At 64.9% G+C, this 21,641-nt stretch carries 22 protein-coding genes and 1 riboswitch; of the genes, 18 read left to right on the top strand and 4 right to left on the bottom strand.

The window, feature by feature from the left end; translation table 11 throughout:
* Positions 1-8: 8 nt before the first annotated feature.
* The 15 genes from P9M14_06525 to P9M14_06455 are packed head-to-tail and all read left to right on the top strand — an operon-like array spanning position 9 to position 13,373.
* The gene (locus P9M14_06525; GenBank protein MDP8255386.1) at positions 9-248 is read left to right on the top strand and encodes a phosphopantetheine-binding protein; all 240 of its coding nucleotides are present in this window, start codon (positions 9-11) and stop codon (positions 246-248) included.
* On the top strand, positions 248-2,101 hold the full coding sequence (locus P9M14_06520; protein ID MDP8255385.1) for a hypothetical protein: 1,854 nt from the start codon (positions 248-250) through the stop codon (positions 2,099-2,101). Before P9M14_06525 ends, P9M14_06520 begins: the two co-directional genes overlap by 1 nt.
* Before the next feature lie 24 nt (positions 2,102-2,125).
* On the top strand, positions 2,126-2,575 hold the full coding sequence (gene rpiB, locus P9M14_06515; protein ID MDP8255384.1) for a ribose 5-phosphate isomerase B: 450 nt from the start codon (positions 2,126-2,128) through the stop codon (positions 2,573-2,575).
* Positions 2,572-3,051, top strand: a complete 480-nt coding sequence (locus tag P9M14_06510; protein ID MDP8255383.1) for a cytidine/deoxycytidylate deaminase family protein — start codon at positions 2,572-2,574, stop codon at positions 3,049-3,051. The genes rpiB and P9M14_06510 overlap by 4 nt, the downstream gene beginning before the upstream one ends.
* Complete coding sequence (gene nrdR / locus P9M14_06505) at positions 3,048-3,530, top strand: transcriptional regulator NrdR (GenBank protein MDP8255382.1); 483 nt, start codon at positions 3,048-3,050, stop codon at positions 3,528-3,530. The genes P9M14_06510 and nrdR overlap by 4 nt, the downstream gene beginning before the upstream one ends.
* Before the next feature lie 10 nt (positions 3,531-3,540).
* Positions 3,541-4,665, top strand: a complete 1,125-nt coding sequence (gene ribD, locus P9M14_06500; protein ID MDP8255381.1) for a bifunctional diaminohydroxyphosphoribosylaminopyrimidine deaminase/5-amino-6-(5-phosphoribosylamino)uracil reductase RibD — start codon at positions 3,541-3,543, stop codon at positions 4,663-4,665.
* Positions 4,666-4,669: 4 nt separating this feature from the next.
* Positions 4,670-5,320 carry a riboflavin synthase gene (locus tag P9M14_06495; GenBank protein MDP8255380.1) on the top strand — a complete coding sequence of 217 codons (651 nt, stop codon included), beginning with the start codon at positions 4,670-4,672 and terminating at the stop codon, positions 5,318-5,320.
* A gap of 12 nt (positions 5,321-5,332) precedes the next feature.
* Positions 5,333-6,538 carry a bifunctional 3,4-dihydroxy-2-butanone-4-phosphate synthase/GTP cyclohydrolase II gene (locus P9M14_06490; protein MDP8255379.1) on the top strand — a complete coding sequence of 402 codons (1,206 nt, stop codon included), beginning with the start codon at positions 5,333-5,335 and terminating at the stop codon, positions 6,536-6,538.
* 34 nt (positions 6,539-6,572) lie between these two features.
* A complete protein-coding gene (ribE, locus tag P9M14_06485) occupies positions 6,573-7,037 on the top strand; it encodes a 6,7-dimethyl-8-ribityllumazine synthase (GenBank protein MDP8255378.1) in 465 nt (154 codons plus the stop codon).
* 15 nt (positions 7,038-7,052) lie between these two features.
* Complete coding sequence (gene nusB, locus P9M14_06480; protein ID MDP8255377.1) at positions 7,053-7,478, top strand: transcription antitermination factor NusB; 426 nt, start codon at positions 7,053-7,055, stop codon at positions 7,476-7,478.
* A gap of 16 nt (positions 7,479-7,494) precedes the next feature.
* Positions 7,495-8,016, top strand: a complete 522-nt coding sequence (locus P9M14_06475; GenBank protein ID MDP8255376.1) for a M17 family peptidase N-terminal domain-containing protein — start codon at positions 7,495-7,497, stop codon at positions 8,014-8,016.
* Complete coding sequence (gene trkA, locus P9M14_06470) at positions 8,013-9,377, top strand: Trk system potassium transporter TrkA (protein ID MDP8255375.1); 1,365 nt, start codon at positions 8,013-8,015, stop codon at positions 9,375-9,377. Before P9M14_06475 ends, trkA begins: the two co-directional genes overlap by 4 nt.
* 2 nt (positions 9,378-9,379) lie before the next feature.
* Positions 9,380-10,855 carry a TrkH family potassium uptake protein gene (locus P9M14_06465; GenBank protein MDP8255374.1) on the top strand — a complete coding sequence of 492 codons (1,476 nt, stop codon included), beginning with the start codon at positions 9,380-9,382 and terminating at the stop codon, positions 10,853-10,855.
* Positions 10,852-11,556 carry an HAD hydrolase-like protein gene (locus P9M14_06460; protein ID MDP8255373.1) on the top strand — a complete coding sequence of 235 codons (705 nt, stop codon included), beginning with the start codon at positions 10,852-10,854 and terminating at the stop codon, positions 11,554-11,556. The genes P9M14_06465 and P9M14_06460 overlap by 4 nt, the downstream gene beginning before the upstream one ends.
* Positions 11,557-11,564: 8 nt before the next feature.
* The gene (locus tag P9M14_06455; GenBank protein MDP8255372.1) at positions 11,565-13,373 is read left to right on the top strand and encodes a phospho-sugar mutase; all 1,809 of its coding nucleotides are present in this window, start codon (positions 11,565-11,567) and stop codon (positions 13,371-13,373) included.
* A 136-nt stretch (positions 13,374-13,509) separates the two neighbouring features.
* Here P9M14_06455 and P9M14_06450 read toward each other — a convergent pair whose 3' ends face one another.
* The 4 genes from P9M14_06450 to P9M14_06435 all read right to left on the bottom strand — a co-directional run bounded on the left by P9M14_06450 (position 13,510) and on the right by P9M14_06435 (position 18,940).
* Positions 13,510-14,580 (bottom strand): tetratricopeptide repeat protein, encoded by a 1,071-nt coding sequence (locus tag P9M14_06450; protein ID MDP8255371.1) that lies wholly within the window; start codon positions 14,578-14,580, stop codon positions 13,510-13,512.
* 122 nt (positions 14,581-14,702) lie between these two features.
* Positions 14,703-16,313, bottom strand: coding sequence for a hypothetical protein (locus P9M14_06445; GenBank protein MDP8255370.1), 1,611 nt, complete (start codon positions 16,311-16,313; stop codon positions 14,703-14,705).
* 9 nt (positions 16,314-16,322) lie between these two features.
* A complete protein-coding gene (locus P9M14_06440) occupies positions 16,323-17,528 on the bottom strand; it encodes a neutral/alkaline non-lysosomal ceramidase N-terminal domain-containing protein (protein MDP8255369.1) in 1,206 nt (401 codons plus the stop codon).
* A gap of 14 nt (positions 17,529-17,542) precedes the next feature.
* The gene (locus P9M14_06435) at positions 17,543-18,940 is read right to left on the bottom strand and encodes an MFS transporter (GenBank protein ID MDP8255368.1); all 1,398 of its coding nucleotides are present in this window, start codon (positions 18,938-18,940) and stop codon (positions 17,543-17,545) included.
* A gap of 112 nt (positions 18,941-19,052) precedes the next feature.
* Positions 19,053-19,164: riboswitch (SAM riboswitch) on the top strand.
* 102 nt (positions 19,165-19,266) lie between these two features.
* Between P9M14_06435 and P9M14_06430 the strand changes: the two genes are divergently transcribed.
* Genes P9M14_06430 through P9M14_06420 form a run of 3 tightly spaced genes read left to right on the top strand, consistent with a single transcriptional unit; the run spans position 19,267 to position 21,608 of the window.
* Entirely contained in the window at positions 19,267-20,427 is a 1,161-nt protein-coding gene (locus P9M14_06430; protein MDP8255367.1) for a homocysteine biosynthesis protein, read from the top strand.
* A complete protein-coding gene (locus P9M14_06425) occupies positions 20,427-21,164 on the top strand; it encodes a UPF0280 family protein (protein ID MDP8255366.1) in 738 nt (245 codons plus the stop codon). Before P9M14_06430 ends, P9M14_06425 begins: the two co-directional genes overlap by 1 nt.
* Positions 21,165-21,167: 3 nt before the next feature.
* Positions 21,168-21,608, top strand: a complete 441-nt coding sequence (locus tag P9M14_06420) for an NIL domain-containing protein (protein ID MDP8255365.1) — start codon at positions 21,168-21,170, stop codon at positions 21,606-21,608.
* Positions 21,609-21,641: the final 33 nt, after the last annotated feature.

The following is a 21,641-nucleotide window of genomic DNA, read 5'->3' as shown; positions in this document are numbered from 1 at the left end:
AGCCGCCCATGAGCATCGAGGTTCGCATTCGGGAACTGGTTGCCGAGCACCTCGAATTGGACGACGACGAAGTAGTGGACGGCGCTTTTTTGGCCGATGATTTTGGTGCCGACCCCTACGACCTGGAAGTGCTCGCCGAGCTGCTGTCCGAGGAATTCGAAGTCGAAATTGCCGAGGACGAAGTCGAGGGTTGGGAGACGCTCGCCGACGTAATTCAGACCGTGAACGAGCGGATCGAAGAGGATTGATGGCGGCGTCCCGCCGTTACGTCAAACGGATCAAGAACAACGCGCTGTTTCTCGGGTTCGGGCTGCTCACCGGCCTGGGCCGACGCCTCAGCGTGCCCGGCGCCAGACGCTTGGGAGCGATTCTGGGCCGCTTGGCGTTCGGCGTGGTGCGCGGCGATCGGCGTCTGGCGCTCAAACACCTGCGGATCGCCTTCGGCAGCTCGACCACCGAGGCTGAGCGCGTTGCCATTGGCCGCGAATCGTTCGCCGAGCTCGGGCGCTCGATGTTCGAGCTGTTGGCGTTCGACGCGCCGGGCGTCCAGCTGCTGGATCACGTACATTTTAAAGGTCTGGAGAATCTCGACCGCGCCCTGGACCTCGGGTGCGGTGCGATCATCATCACCTCGCACAGCTGCAACTGGGAGGCGACCGCCGCGGGCGCTGCCGAGCACGGCTATCCGCTGCACGTGGTGGCGCGCGGGCTGTACGATGAGCGGATCAACCAGCGGCTAAACCAGTGGCGCGAGAGCCGCGGTCTGCGCGTACTGCAGCGCGGCGACATCTCAGGCACCAAGCAGCTGCTGCGCGTGCTCAGGAACAACGAGGTGCTTGGGCTGCTGATCGATCAGGACACCAAAGTCCCGGGGACCTTCGTCCCGTTCTTCGGCCGTAGCGCCTGGACGCCCAGCGCAGCGGCCAAACTGGCGCTCAAGTTCAAGACTCCGGTGCTGCCCGCCTTTGCCACCCGCGACGAGCGCGGCGACGTGTGCGTGACCATCGGCGAGCCGTTTAGGCTGATCCGCAGCGGCGTGGCCGAGGCCGACGTGCGCGCCAACACCGCGCTGCACACCGCGGCGATCGAGCGCAACATCGTCGAACACCCCACCGAGTGGGTCTGGATGCACCGCCGCTGGAAAACCCGTCCTTCGGACGAACGGCCGCGGCTGTACAAGACGGCGGCGCAAAGCCGCAAGCGCAGTGCCGGGCAGTGGGCCTTGGAGCGACTGGCGTTGCGGCCGGGTCTGCGGTTGGCCGAGGCCTGGGCCTGGTCCAAAACCTGGCAGGGCGCGACGCACAGCGCCGACCGCCTGGGATTGCTGGGCCATTGCCTGCTGCGCGAACAGCGGCGGATCGGGATGAGCAACCTGCTGTGGGCCCGAGGCGACGAGCTGACGCGCGCGCAGTGCGCGGCGATCCTCAAGCGCAGCATGCAGATCAGCGCGCGCAACATCATGCTCTACCTTCGCGCGCCAATGCTCGACGCGACATTCTTCGAGCAGCGGGTGATTTTCGAGGGGCTCGAGCATTTGGACGCGGCCCGCGATTCGGGCCGTCCGGTGATCCTGGTCGGTCTGCACTTGGGCGATTGGGAGCTGGCGCTGTATGCGCTGGCCCAGCGCGGGTATAAAATCAGCCTGGTCGCCCGGAGCATCGGCCAGCCGTTGCTCAACGAGCGAATGGTGCAGATCCGTCGCGACAACGCGGTGGCCTGGATCCCTGGTCGTGATTCGGAGACCCAAGTGGTCCAACGGCTGCACGAGGGCGAGATGGCAGTGGCGGTGGTCGACCAGAACATGCCAAGCGGACAGGGGATCTTCGTCGACCTCTTCGGTCGCGCGGTGAGCACGCTTGATTTTCCGGCGCGCCTGGCCGCGCAGCAAAACGCGCTGATCATTCCGGGCTACGGCGTGTGGCACGACGAGGATCAACACCGGGTGGTGTTGCTCGATCCGCTCGAACTGGAGCGCAGTGACGATGCGCAGCGCGACGTGCGGCGCAATACGCGGGCGATCAACGCGCTGATCGAGGATCTGGTGCGGCGCTATCCCGAGCAGTGGCTGTGGACCCATCGCCGTTGGAAGCTTCGGCAGTAATTCGGGCTATGAGGAGACGAGTTGATGAAGATCGCGGTTGCTGTTGATCACGGCGGATACGGCCTTAAAAAGCAGGTGCTGCAATGGCTCTCAGCGGCCGGGCACGAGGCGCTGGACCTGGGAACCGACTCGCCGGAGTCTGTTGACTATCCCGATTTCGCGGTGCGGCTGGCGCAGGTCGTGGCCAACGGCGAATGCGAGCACGGGATTTTGGTCTGCGGCACCGGCATCGGCATGAGCATTACGGCCAACCGCGTCGCCGGCGTGCGCGCCGCGTTGTGCACCGACCCGTACATGGCGCGGATGAGCCGCGCGCACAACGACGCCAACGTGCTGTGCATGGGCGAACGGGTGGTCGGCCCGGGATTGGCCCGGGCGATCGTCGAGGCTTTTTTAGAGCAGCCCTTTGAGGGCGGACGCCACGCGCGCCGGGTCGAAAAAATCATGGCCCTGGACCGGGAGGACCGCGAGTGAGCGAATCCAGACCCGACTGGGATACCTACTTCATCGAGTTCTCGCACTTGGCGTCCAAACGCTCGACCTGCCTGCGGCGCAAGGTCGGAGCGGTGATCGTCAAGGATCGCAACATTCTGGCCACAGGCTACAACGGCGCGCCCAAAGGGCTGCCGCACTGCGCGGAGACCGGGTGCGAACGCCAGCGGCAGAACGTCCCCTCGGGCCAGCGCCACGAGCTGTGCCGTGGGTTGCACGCCGAGCAAAATGCGATCATCCAGGCCGCGTACCACGGCACGAGCATCAAAGGTGCCACGCTGTACTGCAACACCTTCCCCTGCGTGATTTGCGCCAAGATGATTATCAACGCCGGGATCCAGCGCATTGTTTACGAGGCGCAGTACGCTGACGAGCTGTCCGCGCAGATGTTGCAGCAAAGCGGGATCGAGCTACTGCGCTACCAGCCGTCGGCCGTGGCCCAAAAGGAGGACGCATGAGGTGCCCTTACTGCGGAAGCATGGACAACAAGGTGCTCGACTCTCGCTACCGCCGGGACGGCAACGTGGTGCGTCGCCGCCGCGAGTGCGACAAGTGCCTGCGGCGCTTTACCACCTACGAGCGGGTCGAAGAGGTGCTGCCGCTGGTAATTAAAAAGGACGGCACGCGCCAGGCCTTTGACCGCAAGAAGCTGCTCTCCGGCGTGCGCCGGGCCTGTGAGAAACGGCCGGTGAGCATCGAAGAGATGGAAGGACTGGCCGACAGAGTGGAGCAGCACTTCCAGGATCTGGGCGAGCGCGAGATCGACTCGCAGGCCATCGGCGAACTGGTGATGCAGCGCCTGGCCGAGCTGGACAAGGTGGCCTACGTGCGCTTCGCCTCGGTCTACCGCGACTTCCAGGACGTCAACGAGTTCATGGAGGAGATCCGCGGACTGTTGGGCGAGGGCGGCCGCGGCTCGGACAAGGCCGGGTCCTGAGGCTGCGCAAATGTCCCGAATTGACGAAGCCGATTGCCGCTGGATGCGCCGGGCCCTGAGCCTGGCGCGCCGGGGCGAGGGCACGGTCTCACCCAACCCGTTGGTCGGCGCGCTTGTCGTGCGCGATGGCAAGATCGTGGCCCAGGGCTATCACCGCCGAGCCGGCGAGCCCCACGCCGAGCGCATGGCATTGGAGCGCGCCGGGGAACTGGCGCGCGGCGCAACCGTCGTGGTCAACCTCGAGCCGTGCTGCCATCAGGGCCGCACCCCGCCGTGTACTGAGCTGATCATCCAGAGCGGAATACGACGGGTGGTGGCCGGGATGCGCGATCCCAACCCGCTGGTCGGCGGCTGCGGATTCGACGCGCTGGAGGCCGCCGGCATCGAGGTAGCGCGCAACGTGCTCGAGGCTCAATGCCTGGAGCTCAACGAGGCATTTTCAAAACACGTTGTCAGCGGCATGCCCTTTGGCGTGCTCAAGGCCGCGACGAGCCTCGACGGCAAGATCGCCACGCGCACCGGCAGCAGTCGCTGGATCAGCAACGAGCGCGCGCGGCGCATGGCCCACGGCCTGCGACGGCGTTGCGACGCGGTGCTGGTGGGCATCGGTACGCTGTTGGCCGACGACCCGGAGCTGACCTGCCGCCTGCGCGGAGCGGTCTCGCCGTTGCGGGTGGTGGTCGATTCGCGGCTGCGCATTCCCCTGGACGCAAAGCTGCTGGACCCCAAGCTGCCGTCCCATACGCTGGTGGCCTGTCTGGACGCGGCTGACGAAGATAAGGCCGCGCGCCTGGGCGAGCGCGGCGCGCGCGTGTTGCGCTGCCCGGACGACGGCCGAGGCCGGGTCGATCTGCGCTACTTGTTCCGCGCCCTGGGCTCGGACGGGATCTGCTCGGTACTGGTTGAGGGCGGATCGACGATCCACTATTCTTGCCTCGAGTCCGGCCTGATCGACAGGGTGCATTTTGTGATCGCACCGCTGATTATCGGCGGCCAGGGGGCTCCCACGGCCGTGGGCGGCCAAGGCGTGGCCGAGCTGTCGCAGGCCTTCAGGCTGCGCGATGTCAAACAGCGTCGGCTGGGCGACAACCTGCACCTCAGCGGGCTGATCGCCGACCGTTCGCAAAGGGAGTAGCGCGATGTTCACCGGCTTGATTCAGGATCGCGGAGCGGTGGTCAGGGCCCAGCGCAGCGGCAAGATGCTGCTGCTGGGAGTGCGCAGCTCGCTGCCCGTGCACAGCTTCGAGATCGGCGAATCGATCAGCATCAACGGCGTTTGCCAGACCGTGGTCCGCACCGAGAACGACGTGTTTTTCGTCGAGGTCTCGCCCGAGACTCTGGAGCGCACGACCCTGGGCAAATTCAATATTGGCCGGGAGGTCAACCTCGAGCGGGCGCTGCTCGCCACGGACCGCCTCGGCGGCCACTTTGTCCAGGGGCACGTGGACGGCCGGGGAGTGGTGCGGCGCGTGGACAAGTCCAGCGCATTTATTGTAGTCTCCGTGCAAGTTTCAGCCGAGCTTGCGCCATATCTGGTGGAAAAGGGCTCGGTGGCGGTTGACGGGGTGAGCCTGACCGTCAACGCAGTGGACGAGCAGGGTTTCAGTGTGGGGCTGATTCCGCATACAGCCCAGTCCACTTGCCTTGTAAATCTGGAACCGGGCGACGATGTGAACGTGGAAACGGACCTGATAGCCAAATATATCGAGCGCTTCCTGGCCCTGCGCCAAGGCGGGGAGCCGGGCAAGATCACTATGACGAGCCTGGCCGAGGCCGGGTTCCTCAAATAAAGAAGGGCACGCATGCCGTTTGCCAGCATTGAAATCGCCATCGAGCGCATCCGCGAGGGTCGGATGGTGATCCTCGTCGACGACGAGGACCGCGAGAACGAGGGCGACTTGACCATGGCCGCCGACAAGGTCACCCCCGAGGCGATCAACTTCATGGCCAAACACGGCCGCGGACTGATCTGCCTGACCATCGACGAGCAACGGGCCGAGCAGCTCAACCTGCGGGCGATGGTCCAGGACAACCGCAGCCGTTTCACCACCAACTTCACGGTGAGCGTCGAGGCCCGCACCGGCGTGACCACCGGCATCTCGGCCTACGACCGCTCGCGCACGATCGAGGCCGCGATGGCCGCGGAGGCCACGCCCGACGACCTGGTCAGCCCGGGGCACGTTTTCCCGATCGTGGCCAAGCCCGGCGGTGTGCTGGTGCGCACCGGCCAGACCGAGGGTTCGGTCGACTTGGCGCGCCTGGCCGGATTGACCCCGGCGGGGGTGATCTGCGAGGTGATGAAGGACGACGGCACCATGGCCCGCATGGCCGATCTGGAGCTGGTGGCCGAGGAGCACGATCTGCCGATCGTCTCGATCGCCGACCTGATCGAGTACCGGATGCGCAACGAGCGGCACGTGGAGCGGGTAGCCCAGGCGCACCTGCCCACGAGCTTTGCCGGGGCCTGGGAAGTCATAGCCTACCGTTCGCAGATCGACGGCGCCGAGCACGTGGCGTTGGTCAAGGGCGAGATCGATCCGGAGCGCTCGATGCTGGTGCGGGTACACTCGATGTGCCTCACCGGCGACGTATTGGGCTCCAGCCGTTGCGACTGCGGCAACCAGCTGCACGCGGCCATGCGCCAGATCGACGCCGAGGGCAGCGGAGTGTTGCTCTACATGTTCCAGGAGGGGCGCGGCATCGGACTGGCCAACAAGATCGCTGCCTACCACCTGCAGGACGAGGGGCTGGACACGGTGGAGGCCAACGTCGAGCTCGGGTTCAAGCCCGATTTGCGCGACTACGGCATCGGCGCGCAGATCATGGTCGAGCTGGGGCTGCGCAAGGTGCGGCTGCTGACCAACAACCCGCGCAAGATCGTCGGCGTCCACGGCTACGGCCTGGAAGTGGTCGAGCGTGTTTCGATCGAGATCACGCCCACGGAGAGCAACGTGGACTACCTGCGCACCAAGCGTGATAAAATGGGGCACATTCTAAAGAAAGTCTGAGGCCGGCCGTGTGGGCCGGGCATTGGAGGGGACCATGCCCAGGACGATAGAGGGAAAGATCGACGCCAAGGGGCTGAAGTTCGGCATCATTGTCAGCCGCTTCAACTCGTTCATCACCGAGCGGCTGCTCGAGGGGGCCCTCGACGCCCTGCTGCGCCACGGCGCGGCCGACGACGATGTTACCGTGGTCAAGGTGCCCGGCTCGTTCGAGATCCCGGGAATGGCCCGACGGCTGGCCGACACCGGGCGTTTCAACGCGGTGATCTGTCTGGGCGCGGTGATTCGCGGCGGCACGCCGCACTTCGACTACGTGGCGGCCGAGGTCAGCAAGGGCTTGGGCCAGCTCACGCTCAACCACGAGGTGCCGGTGGCCTTCGGCATTCTGACCTGCGACACGATCGAGCAGGCCATTGAACGCGCCGGCTCCAAGGCCGGCAACAAGGGTTACGACGCCGCGTTGTCGGCGGTTGAGACTGCCAACCTGATACGCTCGCTATAGCTTGGACCGACAACCATGGGTAACCGCCATCGGGCACGCGAATGCGCCTTACAGCTGCTTTACCAGCTGGACTACAACAACTCCGATTCAGAGGAGCAGATCGAGCTGTTCTGGCGCTCGCACAGCGTGCCCACCGAGCTGATGACCTTTGCCAGCTCCGTGGTGCGCGGAGTCGTGCAACGCCGTAGCGAGCTCGACCTGCTGATCGCCGGGACCTCCGAGAACTGGACCCTGGAGCGGATGTCGACGGTGGACCGCAACATCCTGCGGCTGGCGGTGTTCGAGCTGCTGCACGTGCCCGACGTGCCGCGCAACGTCACACTGAACGAGGCCGTGGAACTGGGCAAAAAGTTCGGCACCGAGGACTCCGGCGCGTTCGTCAACGGCATTCTGGACCGCATCGCCAAAGAGCACGTGCGGCCGGACAAGGGGAACAGGTAGGCCGATGGATTTCCGGGTGACCGCGGATCCGATCGACGCTCTGGACGTCGAAACGGTAGTGCTCAGCGCGTTTAGCGAGGAGCGCCCGCTCAAGGGCAGCTCGGGCCTGATCGACTGGCGGATCTGCGGCCGTTTAAGCCGCTTGGTAATGGCAAAACGTTTCTCGGCCGAGCGTTTTGAGACGCTGCTTTTCCCCTCCGAGGGCCGGATCGGTCCAAGCAAGGTGATAATAGTCGGCCTGGGCCCGCTCAAGGAGTACGACTTCGAGGTCTACTGCAAGGTGCTGGGCTACATGATGCAGTCGCTGGTCAAGATGAACATCTACGAATTCGCCCTACCGCTGCCCGGCGTCGGGTTGGCCGGCCTGGAGTACACCATGGCCACCGAGCGGCTGATCGAGGAAGTGATGTTCAAGTACCGCCAGCGCAAGACACGTCTGGAAGACGTCAGCGTGACGATCGTCGCCGGCAGACACCGGCTGCGCGAGGTCGGGGCGGTGCTCAATAAGCACAGCCGGGCGATGAGGGATGCTCCATGAGAGTGATCATCATCGGCGGCGGCGAGGTCGGATTCCACATCGCCGAGCAGCTGGTCGAACACGAGAAAAAAGATGTGGTGCTGATCGACGTCGATCCCGAACGGGTGCGGCGCGCCCAGGAGAGCTTCGACGTCCAGGTGCTGTGCGGCTCGGGCTCGTCGCCGGCGCTGCTCAAAGAGGCCGGCATCGCCGAGGCCGAGATGGTCATCGCGGTCACCGCCTCGGACGAGACCAACATGATCGCCTGCCTGATCGCCCAGGCCGACAGCCCGTCCTCGGTCAAGATCGCCCGCGTGCGCAACCTGGAATACTACAACCTGACCTCGGTGCTCGACCGCGATCACCTGGGGATCGATCTGGCGATCAACCCCGAGCGCGAGAGTGCCGAATACCTGCACAAGCTGTTGCTGATCCCCGCGGCCAAGGCGATCTACGACTTCGCCGAGGGCAAGCTGCGGCTGGTGGGGTTCAACGTCCCCTCGGGCTGCAAGCTCACCGGGCAGGAGCTGCAGCACCTGTCCTCGCTGCAGCCGAGCAACGGCGCGCTGGTGGCGGCGGTCGAGCGCGGCGACGAGCTTTTAATCCCCCGCGGCGACACCACGCTGGAGTCCGGAGACTTCGTTTGGATCTCGACCACCCCCGACCGGGTGCAGGAGATCCTCAGCCTGTTCGGCAAGCCCGCGCAGCCCTGCCGCCGGGTGTTCATCAGCGGCGGCGGACAGGAGGGTTTCTTGCTCGCCCAGCTGTGCGAGGCCACGGGGATGAAGGTCAAGCTGCTCGAGCGCAACTACGAGCGCTGCACCTGGCTGGCTCAACAGCTCAACCAATCGGTGATTTTGCAAGGTGACGTGCTCGATCCGGACCTGCTCTACGACGAGAACATCGACGATGTCGACGCCTTCGTCGCCCTGGGCGAGGACGACGAGGAGAACGTGATCGCCGGGTTGCTGGCCAAACGCATCGGCGTGCCCAAGGTGATCGCGATGCTCGAACGCTCGGCCTACATCAACGTGGTGCCGGTGATCGGCATCGACAACGTGATCAGCAAGCGGCTGCTGGCGGTCAACCGCATCCTGCAGTTCATCCGCCGCGGCAGCGTGATCAGCGACACGCCGCTGACCGAGAACACCGAGGTGCTCGAGTTCAAGGCGCTGGAGACCAGCGACATCGTCGGTCGGCCGCTGTCCAAAATGAACTTTCCCGCAGGCTCGATCGTCGGCGGACTGGTGCGCGGCAATCAGGCGATCATCCCCCAGGGCGGCACCGTGATCGAGGCCGGCGACCGGGTGGTGATCTTCGCCCGCAAGCGGATGATCCCGCGCATCGAGAAGCTGTTCACCGTTAAACTAGATTACTTCTAATCATGCACATCAGGGTCGTACTGCGGACGCTCGGAGCATTCGCCGTGATCCTCGGCTGCTGCATGCTCGCGCCGATGGTTGTCGGGCTGATCTACGGCGAGCTGGACAGCGCCCTGAGCTTTGCGCTCAGCGCGGGGATCGCCGTGGTGCTCGGCGCGGTGTTGATTTTGCCGCTGCGCTCCGCGCCCAAGGAGATCGCTCAGCGCGACGGCATCGCGCTGGTGGCCTTCGCCTGGGTGCTGGCCTGCCTGCTCGGCGCGCTGCCGTTTTACCTCAGCGGTGCGATGACCAGCTGGACCGACGCGGTGTTCGAGTGCGCCTCGGGGTTCACCACCACCGGGGCGAGCATCCTCACCGACGTCGAGACCGTCGATCATGCGATTCTCTTCTGGCGCGCGCTGACCCACTGGCTGGGCGGGATGGGGATCATCGTGCTCTCGATCACGATCCTGCCGCTGCTGGGCATCGGCGGGATGCAGCTCTATCGCGCCGAGGTTCCCGGACCCAGCGCCGATAAACTCACTCCGCGCATCGCCCAGACCGCCAAGGCGTTGTGGGGCGTCTACGCGCTGCTGACGGTGCTCGAGGCCGGACTGCTGATGCTCGGCGGCATGAACCTGTTCGAGGCGATCTGTCACGCCTTTGCCACCATGGCCACCGGCGGCTTCTCCACGCGCAACGGCAGCATCGGTGACTACGGGCCGTTCATCCAGTACGTGGTCAGCGTGTTCATGGTTCTTGCCGGGATCAACTTCGCGCTGCACTACCTGATGCTCAAGGGCAAGTTTCGCCGCGTGTTGCGCGATACCGAGCTGCGGGTCTATTTGGCGATCTTTGCGCTGGCCGTGATTTTCATCTGGGCCGGACTGTGGTTGACCACTACGATCTCGGTGGCCCAGAGCTTTCGCCTGGCCGTGTTCCAGGTGCCGACGATCCTCTCCACCACCGGATTTTCCACCGCAGACTTCGGCACCTGGCCGAGCTTCCTGCAGGTGTTCCTGCTGTTCCTGATGTTCGTCGGCGGCAGCGCGGGCAGCACCGCCGGCGGCATGAAGGTCGCGCGGTTCATCCTGCTGACCAAGCACGCCTACCAGGAGCTGTTTCAACTGCTGCACCCGCGGGCGGTCAACCCGGTCAAGTTCGGCCGGCGCGCAGTGCCCCGCGAGACGATGCGCGGAGTGTGGAATTTCTTCTTCCTCTACGTCGCGCTGTTCGTGGTCTCCACCGTGCTGCTGGGGATAATGCTCGAGCCGCATCTGCAGGGCGAGACGTCCGCCGCGATGACCACGATCTCGGCCGCGGTGGCGAGCATCGGCAACATCGGCCCGGGTTTGGGCCTGGTGGGTCCGGGGCAGAACTACGCCTGGATGCCCTCCGCTGCCAAGTGGCTGCTGATCGCGTTGATGTTGCTGGGCCGCCTTGAGATCTACACGATCCTGATCCTGCTGGTCCCCGCGACCTGGAGACGCTACGTATGAGTGACAATTTTCGGCTGCTGCTGTTCGACCTCGACGCCACGCTGATGCTCTCCGGCGGGGCCGGGATGCGCGGCATGGCCCAGGCGTTTCACGATGTCTACGGCGTGGAGAACGCCTTCGAGGGAATCCATCCCGACGGCAAGGTCGACCCGATGCTGTTCCGCGAGATGGCCGCGTTGCACAATGTGGAACTCGGGCCGGACGAGGCCGCGACGCTTTGCCGGCTGCGCGATCGCTATTACGAGCACCTGGCGTATGAGATGCCGCGCAGCGAACAGGCGTTGCTGATGCCCGGCTTGCCCGCGTTGCTCGACGAGCTCGCAGCGTTGCCCGCGGTGGCGCTGGGGCTGGTTACGGGTAACTACGAGCGCACGGCGCGGATCAAGCTCGCGCGTTTCGAGCTCAACCGTTACTTCGATTTCGGCGCCTTCGGCTCGGACCACGAGGTGCGCGAGAACCTGCCGCCGCTGGCGGTGCAGCGCGCCGAGCGAGCGCTGGGGCGCAGCATCGGCCTGGGACCCCGTGTGGTGATCGTCGGCGACACGCCGCGCGATGTGGACTGCGGCAAGGCCCACGGCATGCGCGTGGTGGGAGTGGCCACGGGCAGCTACAGCGCGGCGCAGCTGATCGCGGCAGGGGCCGACGCGGCGCTGGATGATTTTGGCGACGTGCAACGCGCGATTGCCACGATCATCGGTTAGGAATACTCATGAGCGATTTTCTGCAACAGGCGACTGGGGCGCAGGAGCGCGGTGAGTTGCTGGCGAGCACGCTGGAAAATTTGAAACTATGGCTCGAGCAGCCCGAGTACGAGCAGTACAGGCCGCAGATCGAACAGTTGATCCAGAGCGGCGAGTGGACCGAGCTCGATGACTGCTTCTACATACAGATTCCGTTCGGCACCGGCGGCCGCCGCGGCACTGAGGGCGTGGGGCCCAACCGGATCAACGAGCGCACCATCGGCGAGTCCGCGGCCGGGCTGGCCGACTACCTGCTGAGCAAGGGCGAGCAGGTGCGGGAGCAGGGGGTGGTCGTGGCCTGCGACACTCGCCGCAACAGCCGACTCTATTCCGAGCTGACCGCCGAGGTGCTCGCGGCCCACAAAATTAGAACCTACCTGTTCGATTCTTTTCGGCCCACGCCCGAGCTGAGCTTCGCCGTGCGCGAGCTGCGGGCCGCGGCCGGAGTGGTGATCACCGCCAGCCACAATCCGCCGAGCGACAACGGTTTCAAGGCCTACGGCGCGGACGGCGGCCAGGTTGTGCCGCCGGACGATAATGGGATCATCCAGTGCGTCAGTGCAGTGCGGCAGATCGAACGCATGCCGTTGCAGCAGGCGATCACGGCCGGATTAGTGCGGATCGTGGGCAGCCAGATCGACCAGGCCTACCTCGATCGCGTCTGCGGCCTGAACCTGTGCGACGAGCGCGATCTCGATTTCGTGTATACGCCGCTGCACGGCGCGGGCGCGGTGGCCGTGGTCCCGGCCCTCGAGCGACTGGGCTTTGGTGGCCTGCATTTGGTCGAACGTCAGGCAGTGCCCGATCCGATGTTCAGCAGCGTGCCCGGCGGCAAGCCCAATCCCGAGGAGACCGCGTCGATGGGCTTGGCGGTGGAACAGGCCGATCGCATCGGCGCGGCGCTGGTCATGGCTTCGGACCCTGACGCCGACCGGCTGGGCGTAGCGGTCAAACATCACGGCCAATGGGTATTTCTCAAAGGCAACCAGGTCGGCGCGCTGCTGTGCTGGTTCGTGCTCGACCGCCTCAGCGAGCAAGGCGCGTTAAGGCCCGACGGAGTGGTGATCGAGACTCTGGTTTCCACCGATCTGGTCAAGCGCATTGCCCAGGGTTACGGCCTGGAGGTGATCGACCATTTGCTGGTCGGTTTCAAGTGGATCGGTCGGACCATCGGCAGCCTGGACGACAGTTCGCGTTTTATCTTCGGCTTTGAGGAGAGCCTGGGCTACCTGATGGGCGACTTCGTACGCGACAAGGACGCGGTGATCGCAGCACTGCTGCTGGCCCAGTGCGCCGCGCACCTGCAAGCCCGTGGTCGGGGGCTGGTCGATCAACTCGACGAGCTGATGCGACAGCACGGCGTGTTTGTCGAGCTGCAACGCTCGATTTTCCTTGAGGGCGCCCAGGGCTCGCTGAAGATGCGACGCATCATGGACGCGTTGCGCAACGATCCGCCCACACAGCTCGGCGCGATGCCGGTCCATGCAGTGACCGACCGCCAGACGCTGCTGCGCAAGTTCAGCGGCGGCAGGGTCGAGTCCCACCCGGATTGGGACAGCGGCGACGTGCTGACCTTCCACCTGAGCGAGGATCTGTCCGACCGCATCACCGTGCGCCCCTCGGGCACCGAGCCCAAGATCAAACACTACGCCCAGTTCTCATTGCCCTTTGATAAGGCGGCGGGCATCGAACAGTTGCGGAGCAACGCGACTGAGCGCGCCGAACAGGCGATGCAGGCCCTGCTCGACCTGGAGGCGGCCATCAGCGGCACGGAGTAGTGGTGTGGCTTCGAGCCGCAGCATGACACGCTAGCGAACCTTGCACGCTGCCCTACGATGTTCTTCGCGTTGCGGAGAGGGTCGTTACATTAAGACAGGCATACTGCGCGAGTATTGTGCCGGCTCAAAGCCGGTTTTACTCCTTGCCTTGCTCCAGCTCGGCGACGCGCGTCTTGGCCTGATCAATGGAGGCCAGGTACGCCGAATCCTGAGGCGCGGACTTGATGAAATCGCGATAAGCCTGAAGCGCCTCGTCGCCGCGCTCCAGCTCGTCGCAAATCTGGGCCTTGTTCCAAAGGGCGTCGGCATTGTCCGGGTCGAGGGTCAGCGCCCGCTCGAAATCGGCCAGGGCCTGCTCCTTTTTCTCTTGGTAGTAGCGTGCCGTGCCGCGCATGTTGCATACCTCGGCGTCGTCGGCCTCAAGCGACAGAGCATGGTCCAGGTCGGCCTCGGCCAAGGCGAACTTCTCTTGCGCCAAATAGGCTGCGGCGCGTAAGACGTAGTTCGAACGATCGTTCGGTGCCAGCTCGATCGCCTTGGAGAAGTCTGCTGCGGACTGCTCAAAGCGTCCCAGCTCGAACCAGGCCGTTCCCCGGCCGACGTATCCGGTCGGATCCACCGGTCGCATGGCGATCTGTTTGCCGAAGTCGGCGGCGGCCGGCTCGAAGCTTCCCATCTCGAGGTAGGTTTGTGCGCGGGCGTTGATTGCCTGGACGTTGTTCGGATCGATGCTCAGCGCGTCGCTGTAATCGTTCACCGCGACCTCGTGCGCGCCTTGGGTGTAGTGCGCGCCGCCGCGTGCCACGAGCAGCGCGGCGTCGGTCTCGCCCAGTTGCTGCGCCTTGTTAAAGTCGGCGATCGCTTTGTCGTACTGCTGCAGGTCGTAATAGGCGTAGCCGCGAAAGGCGTAGTTGGCAGCGTCGGAGGGCACGATCTCGATCGCTCTGCTGAAGTCGGCGGCCGCAAGCTGATACTGTCCCTTGGCATAGTAGGCGCTGCCGCGAGCCTGGAACGCGATGAAGTAATGCGGGTTGAGCGCGATCGCCTTATCGAGACTGTCGATCGCTTGGTCGTATTGCCCTTGATCGAGGAACTTATCGCCTTCGAGGAAGTAGATCTCCTCGGGCCCCAGTTCTGCAGCCGAGACGATCTGAGCCGTGGCCAACGCGACCAGCGTCAACAGCACGTAAATAATGCTTCTGTTCATCGTGGACCCTCCTGTCCGGCGAGAGTCGCCCGGGACGTGAGATCTTTTTTATCTTTATCAGAATTGCTTAGCTGTAAATAGCTTATTCGTTCCAGCACTCTTGGCAAGGCTCGATCTGCGGATTAATCGCCGACCCTCAGCGGCGGCCGCGCTGCCAACGTCTCGGGCCGGATTACCTCGGTCAGCACGCGGCCGCTGATTTGCCGGGGGATGGGTAGGCCCAGCAGGTAGAGGATCGTCGGTGCGATATCCTCGACCTTGGCGTCGTCGCGCAGCCGCGCTCCGGGTTCGATCGCCGGGCCCATGGCCAGGAATACGCCATGGGCGCCGGGCTGCTGACCGCCGGCGTTGATCGTCACCATGAACGGGTTTTCCATCCGCTCGGCGCTGCGCGAGTCGGCGATGATCTCGAGCAGCCGCTCTTCGCGCGGCATGATCCAGGCCGTACGCGGACCCCAGCGCATGACCTCGACTTGCTGCGAGAGCGGGCCGAGCTCCTGAGCCAGGCGATCCTCGATCGAGTTGAACCAGACCTTGGACGCCATGCGGGTTCCGCTCAGCGCGATGTACTTGGTGCGCACCAGTACCCGCCGCTGTCGGCCGTCGACGTCGGTCCAGGTCAGCGGCATCCAGGTCCAGCGTATCCGTGCGGAGACGCGGCCCAGTCCCGCGCGTACGGTCAGCTCGTCTTCCTGCAGCTGGGCCGCATCGATCCCCAGGGCGTCGGGCACTATGCGGGAGAAGCGCACCTCGACCCAGTGTTGGCCGTCGAAGCGGAATCCGCGGCTGGAGCAGATCAACAGGTTGGTCCCCGGATCGAGATTGTCGATTATCTCGCCCAGTCGGAGGTCAAAGGCGACTTGCGCTTGGGTCAGCGGCTCGTCGTCCATCTCCCAGACGATGTTCGCGCCGAACGGCCGTAGCTCGCGCGGTGCGCGGAAATCGACCCAGTCGTAGAGCGCCTCGTCCGCCGCGTTGTGCACCGAGCGGAAGACCACGGCCATCAAGTCGTAGGGCAGCACGCGGCTGAGACAGGCCAAGATCGGGTAGTCCTTGGGTTGCACGTCGATCAGTTCATCGTAGCAACGCTGATAGGCTTGCATGAACTCCGGCGGACCGCTCAGCGGCACTTCGATGCGGCGTTCGATCAGCCGGTCGGGCTCAAAGGGCGTGCCGCCGAACGAGAGGTGCGCCAGCGGCGCCACGCGCTTGCCGCCCTGCGCGGCCATCTGCCAGATGTGCGGGCCGGGCCAGTCCACGTAATGCCCGTCGGGCCGCGGCAGTCCGCTCATTGCCGAAACCCAGACCGAGAGGTCGACCACGTTGAGCGTTGATCGCAGGTTGCCCGCGGCACCCGCCGCCAGCATGCGTTCCATGTTCGGCAGCTTGCCCTCGCGCACCTGGGGCGCGAGCAGCCGCCAGTCGCTGCCTTTGAGGCCGAGCATCAGCACGCGCTGCTGGTCGGGGCCGAACTCGATCGGCCGTAGCGGCGGGTTGGGGATCTCGCGCGTGAAGTACGCGTCGAGCCCTGCGAGCTGATCGGGAGAGAGGAAGTGGCCCGCCATGTCGATACGCACCGGGTGATCCTCGGGCGGCCACCAGCGCCCAGGGCCCAACAGGGTATAGGCGAGCAGTCCCAGGAGCACGGCCGCGCACAGGTAGAGCAGCAGACGCTTGCGGTTTATTACCTTGAGTTTCTTTGACTCGGAAGGCTGATTCTGCGATTCGACCATGGGCGGGGTTTAGTCTGCGATCAGACTGGCCAGTGCGCCAAGCAGCTCGGGCGCAGTGTGCGGCCCCACGCTCATCTTGCTCTCGTATTCGTAGAGCCCGTTGCCGAAGTCCGACTCGGGAAGGATGTAGCCCAGCTCGTCGTTGCAAAGCGAGAACAGCATCTTGTGCTTACAGTCGAGCAGCTCCTTGGCCGCGAGCCCCACCGCGGGCAGGGTTTCGCCGGGCATGGTGATTGCGCCCAGCGGTCCCAGGCGGATCGCGGCGACCTCGGTACGCAGCCGTCCCCCCTCGGGCCTGCGCTCGCCGAGCACGCCCATGTTGCTCATGAAGGCCAGCAGCTTGTTCTCAAACGGCAGCAGCAGCTCCGCGCGGCGGTAGTCGATCGACGGCGCGTCGACCTTGCGCGCCTTTTGCAGCGCGTCCACCGCGCACTGTCCCAGGTGTGTGCCCAGCTCGACCGTGAACTCGCGTCTGCGCGCCTGGGACGTGTCTTCGGTCAGCGCCGGGGTGACCATTCCGCCCAGGGCGCCGGAGACGAACAGCCCCACTCCGCCCAGGGCCGACTCGACGGTCGTCAGCAGTTGCGCGGGGTAGTCCGGCGAGAGCAGGTGGTTGCGATCCCACAGCGTCTCGGGATGACAGCCGAAGTTGACCAGCGTGGCGATCGTCCGGCCGGCGAGGTCGTCGAGCCGCAGCAACGTCATCTGCTCGTCGATCAGATTCGGTTCGCGGATGTTCTCGACCCATCCGGCGCGATCCGTGCGATCGACCGCAGTGTAGGCGACTGCCGGTCGGGCGTTGATCCGCGCTTTGTTTACGGCAAAGGCGATCTCGTCGAACAGCGAATCCATGTACTGCGGGTCGATGCCCGAGACCAGCGGCAGCTCGCCCAGGGCCTTGCCCCACAATCCCATGGTGTCCGGCCCGGAGTGCGTGTGTGTGCAGTGGATCAACACGTTGTGCTGGTCGATGCCGCTGATCCGCGAGCGGATCTGTTGCACGAACTGCCAGCTCAGGCCGATCAGGTCGCAGGCCACCAGCGCCAGCTCGGTGCTGCCGTCGCTGATGTAAAGCGCCCGCGCCCAGAGCGGATCGAGCACCCCGCGGCAGATGCGGTTGGGCGCGAACCCCGCCAGGTAGCATTTCCCCAGATCGGTGGGCGTAATCCTGACCGCAGCCGCGCCGGCCCTGAATTCATCTTTGCGCTTTGCCATATTCCTACCAGTCCTCAACTGCGAAACGGATAGAACAAGAAGATAACAAATCCGACGAACAGCGCCAGCCCTGCCACGGGGAATGAGAGCAATATCCCCGTCGGGTTTGCGCTGGTCTGACCCAGTCCGGCCATCAGCTGGGTGTAGATCAACGGAGTCAGCGCCGCGGCCAGCCGATGGCTCATGCCCTCGATGCCGTAGTAGATCGCCTCGCGTCGCAGGCCGGTGAGGCTCTCGTCGTGGTCGATCACCTCGGCGAAGATCGCACGCGGCAGCACGAAGAACGTCGAAATGAAGAACGTGCAACAGGCGAAGACCAGCGTAAAGTGGATCAGCGTTATCTCGCCGCGGGACAGCGGCCCGGAGCCCAGGGCCGCGAGCAGTCCGGCCACGGCGCGTCCGAGGAACGGGTTGCTGCCGCTGAAGTAGATCAGCGGCAGCAGCAATCCGAACCCTAGCAGGCCCGTGCAGTACAACGCCTTTTTACCAAAGCGCGAGGCCAGTCTGCGCACCAGCGGAAACTGCGCGGCCGCGCCCAGAATGATCATCGCCTGCAACGCGCCCGCGGTCCCCGCGCTGTAGCCCGCCACGCGCACTACCAGAAACGGGATCACCGCCACGGTGGTGTCAACGCCGATGCGGAAGAACGAGGCCGCGAGGATGTACGGCGTAAATCCGCGATTGCGGAAGCATTGGGCCATGGAGCGCCACAGGCTGTAGCCCACTTCCTTGCTCGGGCCGTGCGGACTCTCGCGCACCGAGCGCACCGCGACGATCAGCGCCGCGAGGCTGATCAGCCCGGCGACCAAACCGGTGAGCTTGTAGCCGTCGGCCAAACGCAGCGGCCCCAGCTCGATCCCGGCCGAGCCGTGCTGAATCAGCAGGCCGGCGCCTACCCCGGCGAGCACCATGCCCAGGATGTCGAAGTAGCCCATCCAGATCGAGGTCTTTACGCGCTCGTCCGCGTTGCGCACGATCTCGGGCATCAGGCTTAAGTAGGGCGCGGTCACCGCTACATGCGCCACCCAGTAGCAGCTTAGCACCAGGCCCAGGAAGATCGAGTTGGTCCAACTCGGATGGTCGTGCGGCGGGAACCACAGCAGTACGAAGAACAGGCTTAGCAGCGGAGCGCCCAGTGCGATGAACGGCACGCGGCGGCCCCAGGGAGTGCGAATTCGGTCTGAATAAAAACCGATCAGCGGATTGGAGACGACCTCGCCGATGCGCGACAGGAAAACGATCAGCCCCAGCGCCGCGGTGGTGACCAGAGCCCGCGAGGGATTTTCGCCGCCGGTATAGAAGTAGATCAGCCACCCGCCGACCACCGCGGGCGTGAGGGTCAGGCCCAGCTCGCCGCTGGAATACAGCAGCCTGCGGCGCGTTCCGAGCGCGGGCGTTGCGGGCGGTTCCAATTGCTTTCCTCTTTCGTTTCGGTCTGTTTATCACGCGTGCGATGGTGCGGCAAACCGTGAGTGCAGTCCTTGACAATCCTCCCGACCCGGCTTTAGGGTGTGCCGGTATCTGGTCTTATCAAGAGCGGTGGAGGGATTGGCCCTTCGAAGCCGCAGCAACCGGCGGGGCGACCGCGTTCCGCGCTGGTGCTAATTCCAACGGGGTTTATCCCGGGAGATAAGGTTGGGGCAAGCGATCAGACGCGTCCCCTTCCTGCTTTTGGGAAGGGGATTTTTCGTGGCCCGGAACATTGATCGATGACGCGGGCTAGGGAGGTGGTCGGCAGATGAGCGAACAACTGCGAACGATCAAGCAGATCAACGAGCGCATCGCAACGGGCGACGTGGTGGTGCTCACAGCCGAGGAGCTGGCCGCGGCAGTCGAAGAGGACGGGCTGGAGAAGACCGCGCGCCGGGTGGACGTAGTGACCACCGGCACCTTCGGACCGATGTGTTCCAGCGGCGCGTTCATCAACTTCGGCCACGCCACTCCGCGGCTGCGCGCCTCCAAGGCCTGGCTCAACGACGTGCCGGCCTACGCCGGAATCGCTGCGGTCGACGTATTCATCGGCGCCACCGAGCTGGCCGAGGACGACCCGACCAACAAGGTCTTCCCCGGACGTTTCGAGTACGGCGGCGCCCACGTGATCCACGACCTGCTAACCGGCAAAAAGGTCACGTTGCGGGCCGTATCGTACGGCACCGATTGCTACCCCGGCCGCAGCCTGATCAAGGAGTTGACCCTCGATCAGCTGCCCAACGCCTGGCTGTACAACCCGCGCAACTGCTACCAGAACTACCCGGCGGCAGTGAACCTCAGCGCCAAAACGATCTACACCTACATGGGGATCCTCAAGCCCGACGCGGGCAATATCAACTTCTCCAGCGCCGGAGCACTGAGCCCGATGCTCAAGGATCCGGAATACCGCACCATCGGCCTGGGAACCAAGATCTTCCTCGGCGGCGGCGTGGGCTGGGTCGTGGGCCACGGCACCCAGCACAACCCGCAGGTCGAGCGCACGGCCGGAGGGGCGCCCAAGAACGGCGCCGGAACATTGGCGCTGCAAGGCGACCTCAAGGGGATGAGCGCCGATTGGCTGCGGCCGACCAGCCTGTTGGGCTACGGCGTGTCGATGACCATGGGCGTGGGAATTCCGATCCCGATCATCGACCAGGCGATCTGCGGCCAGGCTGCGGCCACGGACAGCGAGCTGCTGACGCAGATCGTCGACTACTCCGAGGACTATCCCAACGGTCAGGCCAAAGACCTGGCCGAGGTCAGCTACGCCGAGCTGTACTCGGGCCAGGTCGAGTTCCGCGAAAAGACGGTCCCCACGGCAAGCATGTCCTCGCGTCCCAAGGCGCGCGAGATCGCGGCGCTGCTCAAGGACTGGATCGCCACGGGTAACTTCACCCTGGGCGAGGCTCAACAGCTTCTGCCGCGCTGATGTACCAGCCGCGCGTCTATCGCCACGAGCTCGAGGCCGACCTGGGTGCGCTGCAACGCTTTGAGTTGCACGCGGGCGAGTCCGACCTGCTGGTGATCGCCTCGCGGCCCATGGAGCGCGAGGCGCTGGAGGCGTTGCTCAAGGCGCGTGACGAGGTGCAGTCGGCCATCGAGCGCGATTCGAAGTTCGCCCAATCGCTGGCGCCGTTGCCGCCGGTTCCCTTTGCGCCGCCCACGGTTCGTCGGATGATCCACGCCGCGGAGCAGTCCGGCACCGGGCCGATGGCAGCAGTGGCCGGGTCGATCGCCCAGTCCGTGGGCGAGCGTTTGGCGCAGGACTGCGCTGTGGTGATCGTGGAGAACGGCGGCGATCTGTACCTTGCGGCCGATTGCGAACTCAGCGTCGGCGTGTTCGCCGGCGGCTCTACGCTGTCGGGCAAAATCGGACTGAAGATTGAGGCCTCGCGCCTGCCCGCGGGCGTAGCCACATCTTCGGCCAGCGTGGGGCACAGCCTGTCGCAAGGAGCGACCGACGCGGCCTGCGTAGTGGCCGACGACGCGGCCCTGGCCGACGCCTGCGCCACGGCACTGGGCAACATGGTGGGCGACGCAGGCGAGGTTGACGCGGCGCTACACAAGATCGTGGGGCTCGAGGGCGTGCGCGGTGCGCTGGTGATTATCAACGACAAGATCGGTGCGTTGGGCGAAATCGAGCTGACGCATCTTCAAGGGGAGTGATCGATGGAGATTCACAAGATCAAAGTGCTCAAGGTCAACAAGGCTAACCTGCAGCGGCCTGTGGTCTGCGAGCTCAGCCGCAAGTTCGACCTGACGTTTTCGATCCTCAAGGCCAAGATTCTGCCGCGCCAGGTGGGATTGATTATCCTCGAGTTCTGGGGCGAGCAGCACAAGTACGAGGAGGCGATGGAGTTCCTCACGTCCCAGGGCGTGCGCGTGGAGGGGATCGAACAGGAGATCGCCTACGACGAGCACAAGTGTACGCAGTGCGGCGCCTGCGTCACATTCTGCCCCTCGGCGGCCCTGCGCATCGACGACCGCAAGACGATGAAGATCGTCTACCATCCCGAGGATTGTGTGGGATGCGAGCTGTGCCTTACCGGCTGTGGGCCGCGGGCAATGAGCGTGGCCAACAACTATGTCGAGTTCGCCGTCAACGCCTGACGGGGTGGGGCGGGGGTAAAGATCGATAAATCG

Origin of the sequence: Candidatus Alcyoniella australis (assembly GCA_030765605.1) — a bacterium.
Classification (GTDB): Bacteria; Lernaellota; Lernaellaia; order JAVCCG01; family Alcyoniellaceae; genus Alcyoniella; species Alcyoniella australis.
Note: the sequence above shows the minus strand (reverse complement) of the source record. Positions and strands in the feature narration are given on the sequence as shown.